This window comes from Mangrovibacillus sp. Mu-81 (assembly GCF_036867415.1).
GTDB lineage: Bacteria > Bacillota > Bacilli > Bacillales > Bacillaceae_B > Rossellomorea.
Window position 1 is genome coordinate 99,993 of record NZ_JBAJHU010000001.1, and the last position, 17,526, is coordinate 117,518.

The window sequence follows — 17,526 nt, forward strand, 5'->3', positions numbered from 1 at the left end:
CATACAGTGATATCTTTTGTTAAAAGTTACATAATAACCGCTGATAGGGTTAAAGTAATAAAAAAAGCTGGATTTAGAAGATTGTTGCATTACGTCTAGTGTCTAGGAGTTTGAATGAAGTGGGTCAAACTCAAGCTTAAATTGGTTATGGACGTACGACCCGAAAACACCCAAGTTCCGGTAGTTCCTTGTGTGTGTAAAGCAACAAAGTATGCGAAAAAAGCCTAAAAAATAAGAGAAGGGTGTCTGAATATATGTCTTCGTTCTTTAAAGGTCGAAAACCAAAAAAGAACCGGCAGCGTGATGCTGAAAATCAAGCTGCAGTTCAGTCGGAAGACCATATTCAAGAGTCATTATCAGCCAACCTTGACGTCATTCGACAGAAAACGGGAAACAGTTCAGACATCGTAGTTCGTCATTTGAAAATGGGGAGAAACTCCGATGTTAAGTCGGCTATTGTCTATATCGAAGGAATCGTAAACAATCAATCGATTCAAGAGTTCTTACTGCAATCGATGATGAAAGTTGATGATAAAGAAAAATTGAATCGGGACGATGCGTTAGAGCTGATTTCTGAAGACATGATGTCGGTTGGTAACGTGTCATCCTTCAATACCTGGGAGGACCTGTTCTTATCGTTAATGGCGGGTGATACGCTTGTCCTGGTGGATGGAATAGCTAAAGTTCTAAGTGCATGCACGAAAGGCGGCGAAAAACGCGCCATTTCAGAATCCACCACTCAAATGGTGGTCCGTGGTCCCAAAGGGGCGTTTACAGAGTCGATTGACACCAATACATCCATGGTACGCCGCATTATTAAGACCCCCGATTTATGGATGGAGTCCTTGAAGGTTGGGCGCGTGACCAAAACAGATGTGACGCTTATGTACATACACGGCATCGCCAATGATCAAATTGTTAAAGAAGTTCGTCAGCGATTAAACAAGATTGATATTGATAGCATATTGGAATCAGGCTATATCGAACAATTAATTGAAGATCAAACAATGACGCCCTTTCCAACGATTTTCAACACGGAAAGACCTGATGTTGTGGCAGGGAATTTGTTTGAGGGAAGGATTGCGATTTTTGTCGATGGAACGCCTTTTGTACTGATTGCGCCTGCTGTGTTTATCCAATTTTTCCAATCGGCAGAGGACTATTATGTACGTTATGATATTGCGACATCGGTCCGCCTTTTACGTATTTTGATGTTTTTCATTTCGCTTATTGCCCCTGCTACCTTTGTGGCAGTCACAACTTTCCACCAGGAAATGGTACCCACTACACTCATTGTGGCCATTGCAGCACAGAGGGAAGCCGTACCTTTTCCCGGGTTTGTGGAAGCTCTTCTTATGGAATTAACGTTTGAAATCTTACGGGAAGCAGGAATCCGGCTGCCAAAAGCGATTGGTTCGGCTGTATCCATTGTCGGTGCCCTTGTGATTGGACAAGCAGCTGTTCAAGCGAGCATTGTGTCACCTGCCATGGTCATTATCGTATCAATCACAGCGATCGCCAGCTTTGCCACTCCTTCCTTTGATATGGCCATTTCAGTCCGTTTACTTCGGTTCTTGTTCATGATCGGTGCAGCCACATTTGGTTTCTACGGAATCATTTTAATTCTTCTGATGATGGTCGTTCATCTTTGCAGTCTTCGTTCATTTGGTGTGCCTTATATGGCCCCATTTGCTCCCTTTACACCCGTAAATAATGGAGATACATTCATCAGGCTGCCATGGTGGACACTAAGACAAAGACCGCGCTTAATTAGTGCAAATACCGTTCGCGAAGGGAAGAATCAGCGTCCTGGGCCTCCTGCATCCCGCGGTATGGTCAATCGGGATTTTAAAGAAGGTGGCAACAATGAAGCATAAGCTGGTTTTTCTTATAGTATTGATGACAATCCCCGTCTTGCTATCCGGTTGCTGGAGCAAAAAAGAGTTGACTGACCTTGCAATCGTGGCGGCCATGGGAGTAGATAAAACGGACGATGGGAAATATCTTCTGACACTTCAAATAATTAATCCCGGGAATGTGGCTGGAGGCATGCGCGGGGGTGGCGGTAGTCAAAGCCCGCCTGTAACGATCTATTCGGCTACTGGTGATAATATGGTAGAAGCAAGCAGACGGGCCTCCAGCAAAGCTTCCCGAAGATTATATTATGCTCACACTAACCTGGTGGTCGTTGGTGAGAACCTGGCAAGAGAAGAAGGATTGACTACTTTTATCGATGCAATCGATCGAGACCATGAATTTCGAGTCACTACAACCATGGTGATCACGCATCAAACAACTGCAGAAGAACTCGTGAAAACATTAACCCCCGTTGATAAGATTCCGGCAAATAAGGTGCTGAAAACTTTAGAGTTCTCCCAAAAGAAATGGGGAGAGAGCATTAAGACGTCGGTCCAAGAAGTGATGACGGACATGCAATCCCCGGATGAGGTAAGCGTGGTATCAGGGTTTCGTCTTTTAGGCAATCCCAATCATGCCAGCCAGTTAGGGAACATTCAGGAAAGTGAGCCTGAATCTATCCTTCAAGCCAGTGGAATCGCCATGATAAAAGAAGGAAAGTTAGTCGATTGGTTGTATGGAGGAGCAGCTAAAGGAACCGTATGGATTCTTGATGAAATCCAAGGAACAACCATCAACATTGATTGGAAAAACAAAAAAGAAGCTATTGCATATCAAACTGTACGTCAAAAAACAAAAGTGTCCGGGCAATTGAAGAATGGTCAACCCTCTATCTCTATTCATACACGCGTGGAAGGAAGTATAGGGGAAATGAATGTACCAGTAGATATCACAGATGTAAAGGTTATTTCAAGGATGGAAGAAGAGGTTGAAAAAGTAATAAAAAAAGATATTAAAAAAGCGATTGAGCAGGCTCAAACAAATAAAGCAGATATCTTTGGATTTGGAGAAGAAATCCGCCGTACCAGACCAGATGACTGGAAAAGATTAAAACCGATGTGGAACGATGTGTACTTCCCGGAATTAAAGGTGGATATTACTGTCGAAGCCTACATCCGGCAAGCTGGCCTACGAAATAAATCGTTTCTTTCAACTATAGAAGAAAACCAATAGGTAAGAAAAGGAGGTACCAATAAAGTGGAAAAAGCCAAAATCAGTGCCAGTCAGCTCTTTATCTTAATGGTTCTGTTTGAACTTGGGAGTGCTTTACTAGTACCTCTTGCGATAGACGCAAAACAGGACGCCTGGTTAGCTATTCTGCTGGGAATGGTATTCAGCTTTGTTCTTTTACTCGTCTATCATCAACTTTATTGGTATTATCCCGATCTTCTGCCGACAGAGTACATGCAAAAGATCCTGGGGAAAGTCGCAGGAACCGTACTTGCTTTCCTCTATCTCTTTTTCTTTATGTATGATGCCTCCAGGGTCCTTCGCGATTTTGGTGAAATGCTGTTAACCTTTGCCTATCCTGAAACTCCACTGTTTATTGCGAATGCACTGTTAATACTGGTCATTATTTATATGGTCCGAAAAGGAATTGAGGTAATCGCCCGATCGGGGGAACTGCTTTTTATCCTTATGTTTAGCCTTTCGGTCGTTGGGTTTATATTGATTGTGAGTTCTGGTTTAATTGATATCACCAACCTACAACCAGTACTTGAAGAAGGGATCGCACCTGTCCTGAAAGTGGTTTTTACTCAAACCTTATATTTCCCCTTTGCAGAAGTTTTTGTATTCACCATGATATTGCCGTATTTGAATAATCCCAAGAAGGTAAGGCTGACGATGATATGTGCAACGGGATTAAGCGGCATCAATTTGATTCTTACGATGCTCATTAACATTAGTGTGCTTGGTGTAGATCTGACTGCACGTTCCCAATTTCCGCTTCTAAGCACAGTTCAGACCATCCAAGTTGCAGATTTCTTAGAACGCCTGGATGTGTTTTTTATGCTCGCCTTAGTGATTGGTATTTTCTTTAAAATAAGCGTGTTGTTCTATGCAGCTGTCATAGGAACCGCCAGCCTGTTTAAAGTCAAATCGCCTTCCCGACTGGCCTACCCTTTGGGTCTCGTCGTTTTATTTATGTCAATGACAATTGCTAGCAATTTCCAAGAACATATTCATGAAGGATTAAAATTAACCATGTATATCTTACATCTGCCTTTCTTAGTGGTCATACCTATCCTTCTGCTGTTTGTGGCTTTTTTGAAGAATCGGAAGAAGAAAGGGAAAACTTAATAATGAGTAAGGCTGCATGTTTGTTTTTCCGAATAGTCGATTTTTCTTACCGGAATGGACATTATTTTGGACAAAAATACAATTAGGTTTGCCGATTAACATTTTATACTACTTTTTTCAATCGAGGAGCAGTTATTTATCCCAATACACAGCTGAAAGCGGCATAATTGAAATGATTTCAGCTGATCCAGAGGATATTTGATGCTTAATCCTACGTGCTGATGCTTAATCCTGCCGTTTTCACACTTAATCCTGCCAATTTGGTCTTTAATCCTTTCGATTTCACGCTTATTCCTGCCGATATGAACCATATTCCTGTCAAAACGATCAACAATCCTGCCATTTAACAAAATTATCCAGTTCCGCCAGCGAAACAGTCCTCCTACACAGCGCAAACTAACAACCCACAGCTACTCACGCCGACAACCCCACTATAAAACCCCGCTGACTAAACTCAACGGGGCTCTCTAAAATTACGTTTTCAATGCTATTTCTGACTTGTGAACCAATAAACAATTATTCAGTTGATCCTTGGATATCTCTAAGTAGCCAGTATCATAAACCCAGTGAACTAAGTATTCTTCGTTGTTGTATACCGCTATATCACCAATATTGACCTTCATCGAATACCCCTCCGAAATACTTTTAGGTATATATTACCATAAAAGAATTATCGGAACATTTTTGTAATTATCTGGTTTAACAGTTTTAAGTGGGGGAATACTTCATTTTTCTTTAGAACCAGTAAAGAATTATTCATTTGGGAATGGAATACAGTTACCAGGGGGGTTAGGGGCTGTTTGCTGGGTTTGTTTGATTTCTTTGAGGGGTTTTCCGGTGTTCAAGACATGGATATTTGAAAAGGAAAAGCCATGATCTCCTACTTGCAAGCGTTTTTGTGGTCTTGAACCAGGAATCGCGGTGTCCGGATCTCGCGCTTCTAACCTATACTTAGTGGTTGGTGATACTTCCAATGCATCAAGTTGAATCTGGAGGTTTTATATGGTCGCAACAAATAGAAAGAGGTTGGACAAAAACAAAACAACATTACCAAGAGACGAACATTTCAGTGTTGATTATAAACACCGCTAATGATTTCCGTGCAAGACTTCGCTTTCCGCGGGTAGCCCGTGAGCCTCGTCGCAGTTCGCTCCTGCGGGGTCTCACATAAGCTACTTTTCCCGCAGGAGTCTTCGTCTTGCACTCCAATCAACCGCTGGAACATGGTAAAAATTAAATAGTAATTTGAATACAGTAAATAAAAAACCCTGACTAATTTGAATTCTGAAACTCAAATTAATCAAGGTTTTACTTAGACTAAAAGCCTCTCCTCACCACATTTTTATTACTTACTAGCAACTGACTCAAAATGACCTGCAACCGCCAATATTTCTTCTTTATAATTTAATACATCATTCACAGAATTAATTTTATAATTCGTTTTGTTTACATCATTAAGCTGGATGTATTTATTTGTACCGTTAAAACCTAATCTGCATATCCATTTTCTTATATTGTCGTCCAGTAACACATTGAAGTAACTCTTATTATCTCTGTAGAAAACTCTTGCAGGATCGAATTCTTCTTTAAGGATGAGCTTAACTAGTACGTATCCTTCAATTTCTTCTTCGGTTGTATGAATTGCTTCACTGGAGTTTTTCTCTTCAGAAGCTGATATATTTTCTTTCTCCTTTTCTACTTCAATAACTGCATGAATACTAGGAACTTCAGATTGATCACTTGATGAGTTTAATGCTTTCTGTAATTTATCATTTACTTTTTCATTCACATACTGACTCAGCGATTTCTTCACCAGGTCTCTGAAATTGTCAATTACTTTCTTTGTTTTAACCCCCTGATACACATCATTAATAACAACCTTAATAAATTCATCTGAAGGTTCTTCCCACTGCAAGTTTATATATTGTTTTATTTCTCCTGTGTACTTTAGTTCTGATGCAGTGGTTAACACGTTTACAATATCAAACTCGTTCTTTCGAAACTTGGCGATCTCCAAAATGTCTACATCTTTTAAATCAAGCATGTTAATGACAAAAAACGGTTTTTGATCCATCTTGTTTTGTTCTTCTAAATCTGTGAAGAACTTATATTCAATTCCATTTGTCAGGATAGCAAACTTCGCTTTTGTAGTTCCAAAATATCTAAACAACTGAGAATCATGTTTTGTCAGTATCTCATTTACACTTTTTGCTTCAATTAGAATTACAGGGTCATTATTTTGCATAATGGCATAATCAATTTTCTCTCCCTTCTTGATGCCTACGTCTGCTATGTATTCCGGCACCAATTCTTCAGGGTTGAAAATATCGTATCCCAAGGTCTGAATTAAAGGCATGATCAAAGATGTTTTAGTAGCTTCTTCAGTATGGATATTACCTTTAATTCGTTCTATACGATTTGATAAATTCTTAATTTGTTGTTTGAATTCTTCCATATCGTATTCACCTCTACTCCTCATTAGATTTATTTACCAATTATTATACCAAATTACCAATACTATATGGTAAGATTATCTGATTTATTAAAATTTTTAAATAATTTATTAGAATAAAGGTGATGAGAATAGAAACTTCCATATAAATGCTTTTTGAATAGATAAGGAGTAAAGAGCACTTACCTCTAATAACTTGCTGAAGTTAGATGTTGGTCAATAGATTTTATTGAAACTTCTTCCAATTCTATACGTAAAAGGAAATAACCGATCAGTTTCAAAGGGGGAAGAGGGATGAACTATTATTTTAATGTTGCTTTAACAATCATTCTTTTGATCATTTTAACATTCGCTGCTTTTGCAATCGACTTCATAGGCAAGGCTCTTGAAAAACGAATCCACCCTAAATACCTGAATATCACGATCATCTTTATCCTTCTTGTATTAATGGGAAGCGGATCGTATGTGATTAGCGTTTTGGGTGAGTGGAACTATAGCGATACTGTTTTTATATCAAGCTTGTGTTTCTTTGGACTGGGCTGGATCACCAATATCACGAATAAGGCAAGTATAAATTCGCAAGGCACCGTAGCTAAATTCATTACCAATAATGCTTATAAACATCAGTATGAAACGGCGAGCTCATCAGGAAGGAGTTTATATTTTGTCTCAAGTTTGATCTTTCTTGTCGGGAGCTGGAGTATGGCATTTTTATTAGCTTATACGCAGGGATGATCATCATTAATTATTATTAGGATATTTAGCCCTTTAGACAACGGTGGCAAATCTCGCACTTTTTATCGGATTCAAAATTAATAGAAGTATATTGGGATGGTTATCTTGGTTTCTTCTTTTTCAGAAAGGGTGTTAGCGATGCTTTCTAGCAGGAAAAGTGATAGTCTCGTCATTATTGTTCACGAAATTCATGGAGTGAACCAGCATATGAGGTATATTTCTCATTTGATAAATAATCTGGGGGTGGATGTCATCTGTCCAAATTTATATCCATCGGGCGTATCATTGGGGGATAGCGAAGAAGGGGATTATAACAGCTTCTTTAAGCATGTTGGATTCCAAAAGGCCGGATCACAAATCAAGGAATTGATTGAGGATAGCAGAGGGAAGTATGAGAACATCTATTTATTGGGATTCAGTGTTGGAGCCACGGCAGCCTGGTTATGCAGCGATCACAAAGACGTTTCAGGTGTCCTATGTTTCTATGGATCAAGGATAAGAGATTATGTTCAAGTGAATCCAACTTCTCGTACATTATTATTCTTCTCAAACCAGGAAAAGTCGTTTGATGTAAATCCTCTTATAACCGCACTTGAGAAAAAAGAGAACAAGTACATTGACATTCATCTATTTGATGCTAAGCATGGATATGCTAATCCATATTCTAAAGAGTACTGCCAGGAAGCCTTTGATGCATCGTTTGCTCTCTTAAAAGAGGTCTTAACTACTCCTGCGGAACAATGATCAAATTCTGGCTGTCTATGTTCTTATGTGCCAAGGGGACAGGTCCCTTGGTTTTTTTAGTATCAGATGAATAAGAAAGTAGTATGTGCTTGTTTAGTAGGGTTATCCATTATATTTCAATCAAAAGTCGTATAAAACTTCAAACGAATACCGGAGCCATTTCTTTATGTGACGTAATACGATAGAGACAAAGACAAGGAGGGTTCATCATGATTAAAGGATTATATGAAGCTCATTTACCTGTGAGTGATATGCGGACTTCGATCGATTTTTATCAGCGGCTCGGTTTGGAATTAGCGTATGAAAGCGAGAAGGTTTCGTTTGTCTGGATTGAGAAAGGGAAGAGCTGGCTTGGATTGTGGGACGCTGATCAAGTGAACCTCCCATATCATGCTTCCATTCGACATATTGCGTTTCATGTAGAGGCGGAAGATATCATAAAAGCAAAAGGGTGGCTTAAAGAAAGAGGGATTAAGGTCAGGGAAGCGTTCGGCTTTTCACCGGAACGTCAGCCGCTTGTCCTCCCAAATAACCCGCAGGCCCATGCTTGTCTGTATTTCAAAGATCCAGATGGAAATTCACTTGAGTTCATTGCTCCACTAAGGCTGGATCATGAGGAGGAGTTTGAGATGATGACGCTTGAGGATTGGTATGAGCGCAAGAATTGAATGTGAATGTGCCAAGGGGACAGGTTCCCTGGTTCTTTTTTGTGAATCAGGTGATTGAGGAAGAGCCACTGTACCTGTCCCCGTGGCTCATCTCACCAGTGCACTTGAAGTTTATTACCATTTGGGTCGTAAAAGTGAAAATAGGCGTGTCCATTATCTTCTTGTATATCCTCAACCCTGACGTCATTTTCTACTAGATGTTCATGGAATTGAGATAATTCAGGACTGGTAAAGCCAATGCTAAAGGCTGTCTCATTATGAATTGTAAAATGTGAATAGGTTTCATCAGTAGTTGGAACCAAAATAAGTAAGAATGGGCCTTCATTTACTTTTATAATCGCATATGGATCTTCTGTAATGGTCAACAATTGTAGTCCCAGCACGTCTCTATACCAATGTGCAGACTCCTCTAAATCTCGTACAGGAATTCTAATATAATGAACTTGTTCAATAAACGATTTACTCATTATGTATCTCTCCTTTATTTAAATTGGCTGCCTGCTTATAAGTAAGAATCTACTTTTATAATAACATAATTTTACATATTGCAATCTGTAAATTCTGAATAAAATAAATATCGGTATGTGATGGTGAAGCCGGTAATAAGGATAGAAGAGTGATAAAAAGGAATGCATAATTTTGGAACCAATGTCCGTTTCAAACGTAAATAAAGAAAAGACTTATGAGTGGGAGGCATAAACATGAGGCAGCTATATATAAAACAAAAGGTATTCAGCCTTAGCGGGAAATTTACTGTAAAGGATCAGGATGAGAAGGATCGGTATTATGTCGAGGGAAGTTTCATGAAGGTACCGAAGACCTTCTCCATAATGAATACGAGCCGTGATGAAGTAGCACTGATTACGAAAAAGGTGTTCAGCTTTTTACCGAAGTTCTTTGTTGAGGTAAACAGTCAAGAGGTATTGACGATCAAGAAGGAGTTCTCCTTTCTAAAAGCACGCTATTCGATCGATGCGGCAGGCATTGAAGTTCAGGGCAATTGGTGGGATATGAACTTTCAGGTATTGCAGCATGGCAAGGTTGTCGGCGAAGTGGATAAGAAGTTGTTCAGTTGGGGAGACAGTTACAGGGTGCAGGTACTGGATGAAGAGATGGAGACAATTGTGATTGCACTGGTTGTTGCGATTGATTGTGTGAAGGCGGATGAGGGGGCTGCTGCTTCTAATGCTTCGTTTTAAAGGAAGGTGGAAGAGTGTAAAGCATCAGTTACATCCCATCATAGATTCCTAGTCTGTCAGCATTGAATAATAAACATTAGCATTTTGCAGGGAAGTGTGCAGGTCAATGCCATTCAAGATTGTATAGTACAATGCAATTCCGGCAAATACGGCAATAATGGCTGCACTGCCTTTAAGTATCTGTTTGTTCTTTCTGCAGATAAAAAGCGTTGTTAGAATAACTATGAAAAGATAAGATGTCGATATGATTATTGTAAATGTAGCAGAGTCTATCTCTTCAACGGAAGTCCGGAAACTCTCCAACGCTTCGCTATTCTCCTTATTTTCAACGATAACAGATAAGCTGTCCTGATGACCGATGCTCCAAAAAAATGTAAGTTCATCTTTTATAACTTTGTATTGATATCCCCCGGCTTGTTCCTCTCCTATGACAAAGGGTGAGTCGGCGGATATCATGGAAACATACATGAGGAAAAATATAAAGAACATCATAACTAGGACTAAAGTTTTTTCTCTTTGGTGCATTTCTCCTTTGTTCAAATCGTACACTCCCCTTTGATTCTTAAGCCGTAATATGAGCAATACAAGCTCCGCATATCCGAAATCGGATACAGGCCCGTTTCCGCGGCTGGCAGTTTCCGGACTTCCCAGATTTCTCGATCAATTCCAGATCGTCTTTAAATGTTTCTTTTGATAACTCCAGCAGCTTGGAGCCGATATGAGGTCCTTCTTGAGATTCAGGCTTCATGTGCCGGTGGTCAAACTATACACATGAAAACAGAGGGCGTACCGGGCACTTTTATGTATCACGTATTCCCAATATTAGTCTTCGTATTCACTGACACCCCTTTTAACTACTAAAAAGACCCCAGTCAAAAAGAGATGACAATCAATGCATAGATGTACCACCCCATGAAATCAAAGTGCTCAATATATCCTATTCTAGTTGATTGCTCTTTACTCCAAACTTCTAGTAAAATACTCCTTGTATGTTACCATAATATAACATATGGTATTAATAGAAAGAATTAATTGAGTATGTGGTGGCCGGTATAGTGATTAAAAAGTTTTAGCTTGTTCAGACCAATGCCTGTTGGGGAGGATGGTTATAATAAATTTACCTAACGCGAAGTAGAAATGATAAGAATAGTATTGTTGAAATATAAAGAAAATGATTGATAAACATAAGAATTCTATTAAACTAAAAATAGTTCACTACACTCAAGTTTCTTCCTTAAGCTTTTATTAGCTTTAATTTCCCCCAAGTTAAGACTACATTAAACTTCTTTATTTACTCGCATTAACACTAAAAAACTTTCCGGATTTCAAATTTAAAAGACATGACCTTTGTCAGGAAGAGGGATGCTATGGGATTTGAAGAAGAATATCAGTCGTTTATGAATAGTCACTTACAGACAAGAACCGGTGAACGGTTGCGGCGCTTACAGGAAGGTCACAATCATGCTGAAATATTGTTTTTGAAGCAGGTGTGGTGGCCATTATTTCACCAATTTCGGTATCTGCATCCAGAATATGAGATCAATGATTTTAATTATGGCAACAGGTACTTGGACTTTGCTTATATTCGTCCCAGCATCCGGATTTGCTTTGAGATTGACGGGTACGGCCCTCATTTACGGAAAATAAGTAGATGGCAATTTTCCGATAGCCTGGAACGTCAAAACCAATTGGTGATTGACGGATGGACTGTGATCCGCTTTTCATATGACCAAGTTAAGGAAAAGCCTCGTCGATGCCAACAAATTATTCAGCAAGTAATTGGACGATGGCTGGGGGATGAACTGAATCAGATCCCTCTTTCCTTAGTCGAAAAGGAAGTACTTCGGCTAGTGATTCAAAAAGGCGAGGCCATATCTCCTACAGAAGTAGCGAAGTATTTAAAGCTAGGTGTCAAGACAGCTAGAAAAGTACTTGCACAACTAGTCGATAAAGAGATGCTGACTCCCGCATCAGGGACAGTGAGAGTTCGCTCTTACCAGTTAGGGAGTCAGGTAAGGCACTTTCATCTTATAAATAGAGGAAAAAATTACCCTTAATTGAGAAATACAGCTGAGATCAACTTAAATAAAGGTAAAAATTTCTCTTATTAGGCTCGAAACACTCTAAAACAGAAGGTTTGCTATGTATAAGTGAAAAAACTTCCCTTATTTACCCCAAAACGAGCGATGATTTGGATTTAAGGGAATAATCTTCCCTTATTTTCTACCGCTAGATACTAAGAAGTGAGATGAAGGCAGGGAAATAATATTTGTTAAAACCTTATACGAAAACCCGTATCATAAATTATATTCTGTTTTTTCACAAAAAAAGTGTCATATCCCTCTAAAAAAGAGATATATGACACTTTATTTATTTCCACAACAAACCACCCTCCCAAAACAATCAAATAAATTACACCAACACAAAAATGTAAGCGGTTTTATAATAAAGCGCTTTCATGGAAAATGAAGTTAAAGACAAGGGAGGGGTTAAGGATATGAATGCTTGGAAGAAGTTAATGACAGGTGCTGCGATATCCACGATGTTATTTGCGGGAGGCTGCAGCGGGGGATCGAGTGAAACCGGTTCTGAGAGCAGTGGCGACAAGGTCGTGTTGGATTATTGGCATACGTACAGTGATCAGGAAGAGGTCATTCTTAATGAAAAGATTAAGCCATTGTTTGAAAAGGAGCATCCAGACATTGAGTTGAAGCTGACGAGGATGCCATATGAAGGGTTGAAACAGCAGGTGATCGCGGGGGTATCCGGCGGGGAAGCGCCTGATCTGATGCGGATGGATATTGTTTGGGTTTCTGAGTTTGCGAAGATGGGCGCCCTTCAGGAAGTAAGCGGTATGGATAGGTTCGAGGACGTAAAGAACAGTGTATTCGAAGCTCCGATGGCTACGAACATCTATGATGGCAAGTATTATGGAGTGCCGGTAAATACGAATACGAAAATAGCCATCTATAATAAAGACTTACTTGAAAAAGCAGGCTTCAATAAAGCGCCTAAAACGATGGATGAATTGAAGGATGCAGCGAAGAAAGCCGTGGATGCCGGGGCTAAAGGCGGGATCGGCATCGGCGGAAGCAATGCATGGGGATTCCTTCCTTATTTCTGGAGTCTTGGCGGTAAGATGACAAATGATGATTATACAAAGTTTGACGGTTTCTTAAATAGTGAAGAAAGCATTGCTGCGGTTGAAGAAATAGCGAATTGGCAGAAGGACGGGCTGCTGTCCCCTACGATCCTTGGCGGTGAGCCTGGAGCATGGGACGGCATGAAAGAAGATCAGTACCTCATGCTTGATGACGGTCCTTGGTTCTACAGTATTCTTGGAAATGAAGAAGGAAGCAAGTTCAAGCCGGAAGAAGAGACGGTGAGCGGATTGATTCCTGAAGGTCCTGGCGGCAGCCGTTCTGTTATCGGCGGTGAGAACCTGGTTACATTTGCAGGTTCTGAACATCCTGAAGAGGCATGGACGTTTGCGAAATGGATGTTGACGGAAGAGCCTCAGAAACTGATGGCTGAAGCAGGATTGATTCCTACGAATAAGAATGCAGCGAATGATCCAAGCGTGATTGAGAATCCGATTGTCGAGAAATATGTCAAACAGCTGGAAACAGCGCTGCCGCGTACTCCGATTGCTGAGTGGTCTGAAATTGAAGCGGTCATCAACTTGAATTTCGAGAAAGTGATGCGTGGAGAAATGAAACCGAAAGAAGCAATGGATGATGCAGCGAAGAAAGCGGATGCCATTCTTCAACAGTAAGTTTGACAAGGGAAGATACTCACCGGTTTGGTGCAGTATCTTCTTTCATTCATAAGGACATAAGGAGGGAACAAGGTGGATCCGAATCTAAATCATAATGACAGTGATGTCATTCTTTCTACTAAAAAACCATTTTCCGAGCGGTTCAAAAAAGGGGCGAAACAGTGGCTTGACGTCTCGCCGTTTCTTCTCATTGGGCTTGCCGGGGCAAGTATATTTGTCATTTATCCTCTCATTAAGGGGATTGTCATGAGCTTTCAGGACTATAACATCATTCCAGGTGCGGAAAGTCCTTTTGTCGGTTTGGAGAATTATAAAAAGGCTTTTTCGGACCCGGCTTTTGCGTACGCGGTCAGGAATACCTTTCTCAATACAGTCGTGACGGTGCCAATCAACTGGTTTTTAGGTTTGTTTTTTGCTGTATTGATCAATATTCAGTTTGTTAAATACAAAATTACGTTCAGGACATTATATTACCTTCCAATCATCACTTCATGGATCGTGGTTGCATTCCTTTTCCGTTATCTGTTTGCAGATGGTGAAGACGGTCTGATCAACTTTTTGCTGGTGAACCTGGGACTCGTGGATGAGCCGATCAGCTGGTTGCAGAATCAGTGGACGGCGATGATTGTAATCTGGCTGTTCCATATCTGGAAAACAGTCGGGTGGACAGTGGTCATTTATCTGGCGGCCCTACAGGGGATTCCGAAGAATCTATATGAAGCGGCTGCAATCGACGGGGCAAGCGGAATAAAAGCATTCCGGTTTGTCACGATTCCGATGCTGCGCCCTATTACGGCGTTTGTCATCATTAATTTAATCATGGGTGCCTTTAACTTCTTCCCGCAGGTGTATTTCATCACAAACGGCGGACCGATGGGGCAGACAGAAGTGCTCCAGAGCATGATTTATAAACAGGCATTCAGTAACTTCAACTTTGGTTATTCTTCAGCGTTGGGTGTAATGATGGGTCTGACGATCTTCCTGATCACACTCACGCAGCAGAAAAAGCTGAGCAATCAGAAATTCATGTAGATAAAAGGAGGTTAAAAGGATGAATGGGAACGTTTTTAGTAAGTTGATTGTTTATCTGTTTCTTATATTGGGGGTCCTCGTCTTTATCACACCTTTTATCTATATGGTGATGACGACGTTCATTAACGGGGCTTACTCACTTCCGAAGCCGCAGGAAGTATTCACGGCAGTCCCCAATTTAGAAAACTATGAAATTGTCTGGAATAAGAACAGCTTCTTCCGTTATTTCCTGAACAGTTTGCTGGTGGCGGGCGTGGCTACGATCGGCAGTGTTTTCCTTGGCGCATTGACAGCCTATGCCTTTGTACGGTTTACGTTTCCGGGCAAGGAGCTGTTATTCAGGATCTTTTTATTCACAATGATGATTCCGCTTGTGCTTGCGATCGTACCTCAGTTTACGGTCATCAAGAATCTTGGACTTGTTAATACTTACTGGGGCTTGTGGCTGTTGTATATCGGCGGTGGGGTGGTCGGTTCTACCTTCTTCCTGAGAGGCTTCTTTGAAACCGTACCGAAGGAATTGGAAGAATCAATCTTAATGGATGGAGGCGGAAACTGGACCATTTTCAGGAGGATTTATCTGCCTCTTTCAAAGCCGGCACTCGGAACCATGGCGATCTTCTCTTTCTCTGGCACATGGGATGAGTACTTTGTTGCGTTAACGATTATCAAGGATGAAGCAATGAGAACATTACCGATTGCGCTCATGATGTTCCAAGGAAAGTATGCGAGTAACTGGTCATGGATTTTCGCGGCTTCCCTGATTGCGATCCTGCCGGTAATCATCATTTATATCATCTTCCAGAAGAAGTTCGTTCAGAGCGGACATTCAGAAGGTGCGGTCAAAGGATAATTCATATAAGAGGAATAGGGTGAGAACAATGGGGAAAAAGAAAAGCCTGGCAGTTCTGGCAAGCATGTCACTTACGGCAGCAATGCTCTTCGGTTGTGTGAATTCAAGTTCAGAACCGATCTTCCAGGCGGAGACGATTCAGCAGGGGAAATGGGTAAATGAACTGACCACGGATAAAGCCGCCTATGCACCTGGGGATTCAGTAAAGCTTTCATTATCACTGAACGAGAAAGTAAAAGAAGGAAAAATACTGGTTCAATATAAACACCTGGCCGAAACAGTGAAAGAAGAAGAAATCGACGTGAAAAATCAAAACATATCGTGGTCATGGACACCCGAAAAGGATGATTTTAAAGGATATATGGTCGAGGTATATGTGAAGCAGGGTGATGAAATCGTTGATCACCAGAACATAGGGGTTGATGTATCCTCTGATTGGGCGAAGTTTCCGAGGTACGGCTATCTTGCCGATTTCTATGAAATGGAAGAAGCTGAGCAGGAAGACGTAATCAATCGGTTAAATCGATTTCATATCAATGGGCTGCAATTTTACGACTGGCAGTATAAACATGAGAAACCACTGAAGATGGAAGACGGTAAGCTTGCAGAAACCTGGCCGGATATCGCCAACAGGGAAGTCTCGCGGGAAACGATCGAACGCTACATTTCCCTTGCCCATGAGAAGAATATGAAGGCGATGAATTATAATCTCCTGTTCGGAAGCTATGAAAATGCCGAAAATGAGGGAGTGAAGAAAGAATGGGGGCTGTTCAAGGATCCGGATGCGGAAGAACAGGATCACCACCCCCTCCCGGACAACTGGGCAAGTGATATTTACCTGATGGATCCTTCCAATAAAGAGTGGCAGGATTTCATCCTCGATGAAGAAAAAGAAGTGTTTGATCATTTGGCCTTTGACGGCTGGCATGTCGATCAGCTCGGTGACCGGGGCGTCCTTTGGAATGGCGACGGGAAGACGGTTGATCTGTCAACTACCTATGTACCATTTTTGAAAGAATCGAAAAAGGAACTCGGTGTTGACCTGGTCATGAATGCCGTTTCACAGTATGCTCAAGGGTATATAGCTACGCAGGCACCTGTCAGTTTCCTGTATTCAGAGCTTTGGGATGGCCACCAAACGTATTCCAGTCTTAAAGGCGTCATCGACCAGAATAGTAAATTCAGCAAAGGGAAGCTGAATACTGTCCTCGCTGCCTACATGAACTATGATTTGTCTGACTCGATGGGAGAGTTCAATGCGCCCGGTGTCCTGATGACGAATGCGGTCATCTTCGCGTCGGGAGGGGCTCATCTGGAGCTGGGTGAAAACATGCTCTCAAAAGAATATTTTCCTCACAAGAAATTAAGCATGAGTGAAGAGATGGTTGGAAATCTGACAAACTACTATGATTTCATGGTCGCCTATCAGAATCTTCTCCGTGATGGCGGGGAGGAAACGGAAAAAGATGTGAAGATAGAAGGGGACCTAACCGTATCCGATCAGCCGAAGCTCGGTTCGGTCTGGGCATTCTCCAAAAAGAAAGAGGATCGGGAGCTTATTCATCTGATTAATTTCACGGATGCATCTTCCCTTGAGTGGAGAGACAATGAAGGGATGCAGCCTGAACCCAATGAACAGAAAGACATTGAAGTGGAAGTGAAGGCAGATGGGAAGGCAGATAAGGTCTGGGTGGCGACACCTGATGCCTATCAAGGATCCCCTGTTCAGCTCGACTTCGAACAAAAAGGGGACTATATTACATTCACCGTCCGATCCCTGAAATATTGGGATATGATTGTGATCGACTATAAATAGACTCTATTGCTCCCGCCTAAGAGGAGAGATA

The 17,526-nt window shown here is 41.1% G+C and carries 16 protein-coding genes; 12 read left to right on the forward strand and 4 right to left on the reverse strand.

The window, feature by feature from the left end; genetic code table 11:
* Window positions 1–254 precede the first annotated feature (254 nt).
* Genes V6B33_RS00505 through V6B33_RS00515 form a run of 3 tightly spaced genes read left to right on the forward strand, consistent with a single transcriptional unit; the run spans window position 255 to window position 4,218 of the window.
* On the forward strand, window positions 255–1,877 hold the full coding sequence (locus V6B33_RS00505) for a spore germination protein (protein WP_334215783.1): 1,623 nt from the start codon (window positions 255–257) through the stop codon (window positions 1,875–1,877).
* Window positions 1,867–3,090 (forward strand): Ger(x)C family spore germination protein, encoded by a 1,224-nt coding sequence (locus tag V6B33_RS00510; protein ID WP_334215784.1) that lies wholly within the window; start codon window positions 1,867–1,869, stop codon window positions 3,088–3,090. Before V6B33_RS00505 ends, V6B33_RS00510 begins: the two co-directional genes overlap by 11 nt.
* Window positions 3,091–3,114: 24 nt before the next feature.
* On the forward strand, window positions 3,115–4,218 hold the full coding sequence (locus tag V6B33_RS00515) for a GerAB/ArcD/ProY family transporter (protein ID WP_334215785.1): 1,104 nt from the start codon (window positions 3,115–3,117) through the stop codon (window positions 4,216–4,218).
* A 211-nt stretch (window positions 4,219–4,429) separates the two neighbouring features.
* Here the strand turns inward: V6B33_RS00515 and V6B33_RS00520 are convergent, their stop codons facing one another.
* Together V6B33_RS00520 and V6B33_RS00525 are read right to left on the reverse strand one after the other, a co-directional pair.
* On the reverse strand, window positions 4,430–4,561 hold the full coding sequence (locus V6B33_RS00520; RefSeq protein WP_334215786.1) for a hypothetical protein: 132 nt from the start codon (window positions 4,559–4,561) through the stop codon (window positions 4,430–4,432).
* Between the two features lie 1,002 nt (window positions 4,562–5,563).
* Window positions 5,564–6,673, reverse strand: coding sequence for a type I restriction endonuclease (locus tag V6B33_RS00525; RefSeq protein ID WP_334215787.1), 1,110 nt, complete (start codon window positions 6,671–6,673; stop codon window positions 5,564–5,566).
* Between the two features lie 291 nt (window positions 6,674–6,964).
* On the opposite strand from V6B33_RS00525, the gene V6B33_RS00530 reads away from it, so the two are divergent.
* From V6B33_RS00530 to V6B33_RS00540, 3 genes are all read left to right on the forward strand, one after another.
* On the forward strand, window positions 6,965–7,405 hold the full coding sequence (locus tag V6B33_RS00530; protein ID WP_334215788.1) for a hypothetical protein: 441 nt from the start codon (window positions 6,965–6,967) through the stop codon (window positions 7,403–7,405).
* Window positions 7,406–7,501: 96 nt separating this feature from the next.
* Window positions 7,502–8,149 (forward strand): dienelactone hydrolase family protein, encoded by a 648-nt coding sequence (locus V6B33_RS00535; protein WP_334215789.1) that lies wholly within the window; start codon window positions 7,502–7,504, stop codon window positions 8,147–8,149.
* A gap of 209 nt (window positions 8,150–8,358) precedes the next feature.
* Window positions 8,359–8,817 (forward strand): VOC family protein, encoded by a 459-nt coding sequence (locus V6B33_RS00540; protein WP_334215790.1) that lies wholly within the window; start codon window positions 8,359–8,361, stop codon window positions 8,815–8,817.
* 92 nt (window positions 8,818–8,909) lie between these two features.
* On the opposite strand, the gene V6B33_RS00545 is transcribed toward V6B33_RS00540, so the two are convergent.
* A complete protein-coding gene (locus tag V6B33_RS00545; protein WP_334215791.1) occupies window positions 8,910–9,284 on the reverse strand; it encodes a VOC family protein in 375 nt (124 codons plus the stop codon).
* 234 nt (window positions 9,285–9,518) lie between these two features.
* Here V6B33_RS00545 and V6B33_RS00550 point away from each other — a divergent pair, with 234 nt between their 5' ends.
* A complete protein-coding gene (locus V6B33_RS00550) occupies window positions 9,519–10,016 on the forward strand; it encodes an LURP-one-related/scramblase family protein (protein WP_334215792.1) in 498 nt (165 codons plus the stop codon).
* A gap of 48 nt (window positions 10,017–10,064) precedes the next feature.
* Here the strand turns inward: V6B33_RS00550 and V6B33_RS00555 are convergent, their stop codons facing one another.
* On the reverse strand, window positions 10,065–10,556 hold the full coding sequence (locus V6B33_RS00555) for a geobacillin-26 family protein (RefSeq protein ID WP_334215793.1): 492 nt from the start codon (window positions 10,554–10,556) through the stop codon (window positions 10,065–10,067).
* Window positions 10,557–11,383: 827 nt separating this feature from the next.
* On the opposite strand from V6B33_RS00555, the gene V6B33_RS00560 reads away from it, so the two are divergent.
* The 5 genes from V6B33_RS00560 (at window position 11,384) to V6B33_RS00580 (ending at window position 17,495) form a co-directional block, all read left to right on the forward strand.
* Complete coding sequence (locus V6B33_RS00560; RefSeq protein ID WP_334215794.1) at window positions 11,384–12,073, forward strand: DNA-binding response regulator; 690 nt, start codon at window positions 11,384–11,386, stop codon at window positions 12,071–12,073.
* A 440-nt stretch (window positions 12,074–12,513) separates the two neighbouring features.
* Window positions 12,514–13,791: an extracellular solute-binding protein gene (locus V6B33_RS00565; protein WP_334215795.1), complete on the forward strand. Its 1,278-nt coding sequence runs from the start codon at window positions 12,514–12,516 to the stop codon at window positions 13,789–13,791.
* Window positions 13,792–13,866: 75 nt separating this feature from the next.
* Window positions 13,867–14,826, forward strand: coding sequence for a carbohydrate ABC transporter permease (locus tag V6B33_RS00570; RefSeq protein ID WP_334215796.1), 960 nt, complete (start codon window positions 13,867–13,869; stop codon window positions 14,824–14,826).
* Between the two features lie 19 nt (window positions 14,827–14,845).
* On the forward strand, window positions 14,846–15,679 hold the full coding sequence (locus V6B33_RS00575; RefSeq protein WP_334215797.1) for a carbohydrate ABC transporter permease: 834 nt from the start codon (window positions 14,846–14,848) through the stop codon (window positions 15,677–15,679).
* Window positions 15,680–15,707: 28 nt separating this feature from the next.
* Window positions 15,708–17,495 carry a glycoside hydrolase family 66 protein gene (locus V6B33_RS00580; protein WP_334215798.1) on the forward strand — a complete coding sequence of 596 codons (1,788 nt, stop codon included), beginning with the start codon at window positions 15,708–15,710 and terminating at the stop codon, window positions 17,493–17,495.
* Window positions 17,496–17,526: the final 31 nt, after the last annotated feature.